General features: G+C 73.4%; 5 protein-coding genes and 1 pseudogene. 2 read left to right on the forward strand and 4 right to left on the reverse strand.

Going from position 1 to position 4,858, the window contains the following annotated elements:
* The 3 genes from ACVNF4_RS32455 to ACVNF4_RS32465 form a co-directional block, all read right to left on the reverse strand.
* Positions 1-457: Rv1733c family protein (locus tag ACVNF4_RS32455; protein WP_461806462.1), on the reverse strand; the 457-nt coding region annotated here is incomplete at its 3' end.
* 120 nt (positions 458-577) lie between these two features.
* The gene (locus tag ACVNF4_RS32460) at positions 578-1,402 is read right to left on the reverse strand and encodes an MOSC domain-containing protein (RefSeq protein WP_461806463.1); all 825 of its coding nucleotides are present in this window, start codon (positions 1,400-1,402) and stop codon (positions 578-580) included.
* Positions 1,403-1,443: 41 nt separating this feature from the next.
* Positions 1,444-1,947: a DUF6643 family protein gene (locus tag ACVNF4_RS32465; RefSeq protein WP_461806464.1), complete on the reverse strand. Its 504-nt coding sequence runs from the start codon at positions 1,945-1,947 to the stop codon at positions 1,444-1,446.
* 246 nt (positions 1,948-2,193) lie between these two features.
* Between ACVNF4_RS32465 and ACVNF4_RS32470 the strand changes: the two genes are divergently transcribed.
* Positions 2,194-3,324: a TerD family protein gene (locus ACVNF4_RS32470; protein ID WP_461806466.1), complete on the forward strand. Its 1,131-nt coding sequence runs from the start codon at positions 2,194-2,196 to the stop codon at positions 3,322-3,324.
* A gap of 49 nt (positions 3,325-3,373) precedes the next feature.
* Here the strand turns inward: ACVNF4_RS32470 and ACVNF4_RS32475 are convergent, their stop codons facing one another.
* The gene (locus ACVNF4_RS32475) at positions 3,374-4,561 is read right to left on the reverse strand and encodes a glycosyltransferase (RefSeq protein WP_461806465.1); all 1,188 of its coding nucleotides are present in this window, start codon (positions 4,559-4,561) and stop codon (positions 3,374-3,376) included.
* A gap of 57 nt (positions 4,562-4,618) precedes the next feature.
* On the opposite strand from ACVNF4_RS32475, the pseudogene ACVNF4_RS32480 reads away from it, so the two are divergent.
* Positions 4,619-4,858, forward strand: a pseudogene (locus ACVNF4_RS32480) (glutamate racemase); the annotation flags it as partial.

The raw sequence follows: 4,858 nt of genomic DNA on the forward strand, positions 1-4,858 counted from the left end.
CGGCCAGCACCGCGTGGGTCTTCGCCGTCGCCGCGTCCAGCGGGCGGCCGAGCGGACGGCCCCGGTCGTCGGTCCACAGGGCGAACCGGTCGCCCGGGTGCGGGGTGTCCAGCGCGGTCGTCACCGGGCCGTGGTGGGCGCTGCCGTCGGGGGCGGTCCAGTCGGCCTCGACGCGGCTGCGGGCGCCCTGGCCGGAGACGGCCTCCGGGTCCGTCGCGAACGCGGAGCCCTTCAGTTCCCGTACGACCGTCGCCGTCGTCTCGAAGCGGGTGTGCTGCTGGTCGCGGACCGACCTCAGGAGGGCGTCCCCGACGAAGGTGCCGGCCAGCACGCCCGCGACCGGCGCGACGGCCAGGACCAGCAGCAGGGCGGCTGCCGCCAGCCACGCCTCGGCCAGGTCCGTCGTCCGGCGCACCGGGTTGTGCCGCCAGCGCCACAGCCCACGGATCGCTCGCACCGCCTCGCACCCCCTTCCCGCTCCGTCACGACGGGCCTCTCATGAACTTCTCACGAAGCGTCAACGCCCGAGGTCCGGCCGCCGGTTCCCGGGACGGGGGAGGAAATTCCGGGGCGCGGCTCAGTCCAGGATCCGCACCGGGTCCCCGACCCGGATCACCCCGGGCGCCAGCGGCACCAGGTTCTGGCCGAAGACCAGCTTCCCGTCGATCCGGCGGTGCCGGCCGAGGGCGGACAGGGGCTCCTTGCCGCGTACGGCGCTGTCCTGGTCGGTCGTCGTCACCACGCACCGCCCGCACTTCTTCGCCGCCCGGAACGCGACCTCGCCGATCGTCAGGCGCGACCAGCCGTCCTCCGCCCACGGCTCGGTGCCGCCGATCACGACGTTCGGCCGGAACCGGTTCATCGGCAGCGGGCCCTCGACGGCGTGCTCCCCGTGCGCGATCAGGGAGTTGAGGGCGTCCAGCGAGGCCGTCGTCGTGGCGAGGAGGGGGTAGCCGTCGGCGAAGGAAACCGTTTCTCCGGGCAGCGCGTACTCGGGGTCGACCGGACGCCGGGCCGCCGGATCGTCCATGTGCACCAGGCGGACGTCCGCGCCGAGGTACGCGCTGCACCACGCGTGCGCGGCGGGGGCCGCGAGGACGCCCTCGACCTTGTCGCGGAAGATCTCCACGACGACCGTCCCCGCGGGCTCGGGGACCGCGACCTCCAGCGGCGCGAGACCGGGCGCGGACAGCAGGACGCCGCCGCCGGGCAGCGGCTCGGCGGCGGCGAGGGCCAGACGCGGCTGCTGGCGCTGGGTGACGATCTTCCCCCCGTCGTCGACCAGCACCCACCTCCGGTCCCCGGCCGGCCCCCAGGGCTCCACCACGGTCTCCCGGGGGCTCACCCCTCGCAGCGCCTTCACCGGGTGGACGTGGATCGACAGCAGCTCAGCGTTCGGCATGGACCAATCCTGCCAGCAGGCCGGACCGGTCCCCGGGACGGTCAGTAACCCCGGTACTGCTGCTGGTTGTTGTACGGGTCCTGGTAGGGCGCCGGGTTCGGGCGCGGCGCCGCCGGGCGCATCGCCTCGTAGCCCGTGCCGCCCGCCATCGGGTTCATGCCGCCCGGCTGGCCCGGCTGGGGCTGCATCGGCGCCTGCTGCGCCGGGTACCCGCGCGCCATGCCGCCCTGCTGCGGGACGTACGCCGCGGGGGCCTGCTGGAGCGGGGCGGGCTGCTGGGCCTGCGGGTAGTAGCCGAAGGAGCCCTGCGAGGGGCCCGACGGGAGGGCCGGCAGCGCCGACGGCAGCGCGGGCAGGTTGCCGCCGGGCATCCCCGGCATCCCCTGCATACCCGGCACACTCGGCACGTCGTAGGCGGCCGGCACCCGGATCGGGGCGATCTGCGGAGTGCCCCGCTCGGCCACGAGGGAGTCGTAGATCGGGGTGTCCGGGAAGGAGGCGGACGAGTAGTAGCCGCCACCATAGGTGGAGCGGGGGGAGGTCATGGCACCTAAGGTAAGCCCACGATGAGCCGGTTGGGGAGACGGGTATGCGGGTTGTTTTCCGCGTCGGGAGTGACCCCGTATCCCCAATACGAGCGAACGTGGGAAAAAGGGGCGACAATGCGGGTTGGAATTGTGTAAAGAGCAAGTTCCGGCGGGGTTTCCGGGGGCCGAACGGACGTGTTTCCGTGCACCCGGCGGAAGTTGAAGCCGGCAGGAGCCGAAGGGGGCCGCGTGCCGATGCCGTCGATGTCCAAGGGGGCGAACGTCCCGGTGCCCACGACCGCGCTGCGGATCGAGTGCGGACGGCGCACCGGACCCGGCGTCCCCGACGTCGACGCCTGCGCGCTCCTCCTCGTCGGCGGGAAGGTCCGCTCCGACGACGACTTCGTCTTCTACAACCAGCCCGCGCACGCCACCGGGACGGTCCGTCACGAGGGCAGGCGGACGTCCGGGGAACTTGTCACCGACACGCTTCTCGTCGACCTCGCGCGCGTGGAGGACGACGTCGAGACCGTCCTGCTCGCCGCCTCCGCCGACGGCGGCCCCTTCGGGCAGGTTCCCGGCCTGTACGTCGAGGTCCGTGACGCCGCGCGCGGGACCGTCGTCGCCCGCTTCGACCCCACCGGCGCGAGCGTGGAGACCGCGTTCGTCCTCGGCGAGCTGTACCGCCGTCAGGGCGCGTGGAAGTTCCGCGCGGTGGGCCAGGGGTACGACAGCGGGCTGGAGGGCCTCGCGACGGACTACGGCATCACCGTCGACGAACCCCGGCGCCCCGCGCCCCCGGTGCGGCTCACCAAGGTCACCTTGACGAAGGCCGCGCCCTCCGTCTCGCTCACCAAGCCGTCGGGCGCCCTGCGCGTCAACCTCGACTGGCAGTCCCGCGCGGGCGCCTCGCACACCGGCCTCGACCTCGACCTGTGCGCCCTCTACGAACTCGCCGACGGCCGCAAGGGCGTCGTCCAGGCGCTCGGCAACGCCTTCGGGACGCTGGAGGGGCCGCCGTACATCCACCTCGACGGCGACGACCGCACCGGGGCCGTCGCGGCGGGGGAGAACCTCACCGTCAACCTCGACCACACCGCCGAACTGCGGCGCGTCCTCGTCTTCGTGACGATCTACCAGGGCGCGCTCTCCTTCGCCGGCCTGCACGCGACGGTCACCCTCCGGCCTCGGCGGGGGGCGCCGGTCGAGTTCTCGCTCGACGAGTGCACGGTCCCCTCGACGGTGTGCGCGCTCGCGCTCATCACCAACGCCGGGGGCGATCTCGTCGTCCGCAGAGAGGCGCGGTATCTGGTGCCGGAGCGCGGGGTGAGTCCGCAGCGGACGATCGACCGGGCTTATGGGTGGGGCATGAACTGGACGCCGGGCCGGAAATAAGAAAGGCGCCTTATTTATATTTCAAATATAAGAGTCTTCCCGTAAGAGTTCACCCCTCGTCGGGAACGGCTTCCGGACGCGCGTACGTCCGCCCTTTCCACGCCGCCCCCCGTCCCCGGCAGTGCTGCACCGCCGAGTCGACCGTCATCAGCAGGTACAGGAACGCCGTGAACGGCAGCAGCGGAGCGAGCCACAGGGGCTGCCGGTAATAACGGAGCATCGGGACGTACGTCCCCGCCATCACCGCCCATGCGAGGCCGCCCAGGACGGCGACGGGCGCACTGCCCGCCGCCAGGCCCGCGACCAGGGCCAGCGGCGGCACCAGGTACACCAGCGCCAGCCCGAGGACCGTACCGGCCAGCAGGAGCGGGTTGTGCCGCAGCTGGGCGTACGCGCTGCGCGACACCATCCGCCACAGGTCACCCAGCCGCGGATACGGACGCACACTGTCGACGCGCTCCGCCAGCCCCAGCCACACGTGCCCGCCACCGCCCTTCACCGCGCGCGCGAGCGCCACGTCGTCGATCACCGCCTGCCGGATCGACTCCGGCACCCGCGCGCGGACCGCGGCCTCCGTGCGCAGCAGCACACAGCCGCCCGCCGCAGCCGCCGTACGACCACCCCTGCGGCCGATCCGGCGGAACGGGTAGAGCTGAGCGAAGAAATACACGAAAGCGGGGACGACGAGCCGCTCCCACAGACTCTCCACCCGCAGCCGCGCCATCAGCGACACCAGGTCGTAGCCGCCCGCGCGCGCCGACGCCACCAGAGCGCGCAGACTGTCCGGCGCGTGCGCGATGTCGGCGTCCGTCAGCAGCAGGAACTCGGGCTCCCGCGCGCGGGCACGCGCGTGCTCGACGCCGTGCCGGACGGCCCACAGCTTCCCCGTCCACCCGGCGGGCGGCTCACCCGGCGAGGGCACGACCGTCAGCGGCAGCCCGCCGTGCCGCTCCGCCAGCTCCCGCGCGAGGCGCCCGGTGCCGTCGGTGCTGCCGTCGTCGACCAGGAAGATCTCCGCCCGCCCCGGATAGTCCTGCGCCAGCAGCGACGGCAGGCTCTCGGGCAGGACGGCGGCCTCGTCGCGCGCGGGGACGACGACACAGACGTCGGGCCAGTCGGCGGGCTCCCGCGCGGCCGGCGGCAGACGCACGTCCGTGCGCCAGAAGAAGCCCTGGCACAGCAGCAGCCACAGCCAGGAGACGAGGGACAGGGCGGCGATCCACACGAAGGCGCTCACCCGCGCAGTGTCCCCCACACCAGGGGCCGCGGCCGGGCCATCGTCTATCGTGGCCGGGTGAAGATCGCGCTCATGGACTCCGGAATCGGCCTGCTGGCGGCCACCGCTGCGGTACGACGGCTGCGACCCGACGCCGATCTCGTGCTCTCCTTCGACCCCGAGGGCATGCCCTGGGGCCCGCGCACCCCCGAGGACCTCACCGCCCGCGCCCTGGACGTCGCCGAGGCCGCCGCGAAGCACGCGCCGGACGCGCTGATCGTCGGCTGCAACACCGCGACCGTGCACGCCCTGCCCGCC

This window comes from Streptomyces sp. S6, from assembly GCF_054880855.1.

What these genes read in the sequence shown, in the direction of transcription:
- ACVNF4_RS32460 (WP_461806463.1), bottom strand. Translation starts at nt 1,402, where the DNA reads ATGCCGAACGCTGAGCTGCTGTCGATCCACGTCCACCCGGTGAAGGCG.
- ACVNF4_RS32465 (WP_461806464.1), bottom strand. Translation starts at nt 1,947, where the DNA reads ATGACCTCCCCCCGCTCCACCTATGGTGGCGGCTACTACTCGTCCGCC.
- ACVNF4_RS32470 (WP_461806466.1), top strand. Translation starts at nt 2,194, where the DNA reads ATGTCCAAGGGGGCGAACGTCCCGGTGCCCACGACCGCGCTGCGGATC.